Below are 760 nucleotides of genomic sequence, written 5' to 3'. Positions count from 1 at the left end.
CCCAGGACCACGACATCCCAGGCCAGCATGGATGCCGGAAAGTTGAATCGACCCAGGAGCGGCAGCATGTGCCACAGCCGGTCCGGTCGGCCCAGGTCGACGATGACGAACAGTATCGCGGACACGACCGCGGCGACCGCCATGGCCTCGCCCAGGAGCACGACTTCTTCGGCGTCTTTGCGATTGAAGACGTAGGCAGGGATGATGAGGAGCACTGCCGACGCCGCGACGCCGACGAGGAACGCGAAGTTCGCGATGTAAAAGCCCCAGGATACCTGGTCGCTCATGCCGGTCGTCACCAGTCCGAATCGCAACTGATCGACGTACTGCCAGCACCCAACGAGCACCAAGGCGCTCAAGGCGGTGATCCAGAGTTGGTAGCGGCGGTCGCCCCGGAACATCGCGCCCAGGGCGTCGCTTAGGAAGGACCCGAGGCTCTGCATGCGTACTCAGTCGGTGTAGAACCAGAACTTGGGGTCTGCGCCCAACTCCTCTTTCAAGCGAAAGACCGTCTTGTTGGCGAGGATATAGCGTATCTCGCTGTCCGGATCCAATAGATTGCCGAAGACCCGGGCGCCGTTCGGACATGCCTCCACACAGGCAGGTTGCAGGCCCCTGCGGCTGCGTTGGATGCAGAAGTGGCATTTTTCTACGACCCCGGCGCCTCGCGGCCGGTTGCCCAAATAGTGCGTTTCCGGATTGACCTCGGCCGCCGGGATCTGCGGCTCGGTCCAATTGAAGCGACGAGCCCAGTATGGAC

Annotated in this window: 2 protein-coding genes; both read right to left on the bottom strand. The window is 62.4% G+C overall.

Features of this window, described 5'->3' with window-relative positions; genetic code table 11:
* On the bottom strand, positions 1-443 hold a 443-nt coding region (gene nrfD / locus CKO31_RS26240; RefSeq protein WP_200243910.1), incomplete at its 3' end, for an NrfD/PsrC family molybdoenzyme membrane anchor subunit.
* 6 nt (positions 444-449) lie between these two features.
* On the bottom strand, positions 450-760 hold a 311-nt coding region (locus CKO31_RS26235; RefSeq protein WP_306341794.1), incomplete at its 5' end, for a 4Fe-4S dicluster domain-containing protein.

Source organism: Thiohalocapsa halophila (assembly GCF_016583825.1).
GTDB classification, from domain to species: domain Bacteria; phylum Pseudomonadota; class Gammaproteobacteria; order Chromatiales; family Chromatiaceae; genus Thiohalocapsa; species Thiohalocapsa halophila.
The sequence above is the reverse complement of the archived record's forward strand: the minus strand, read 5'-3'. Positions and strand labels throughout refer to the sequence as shown.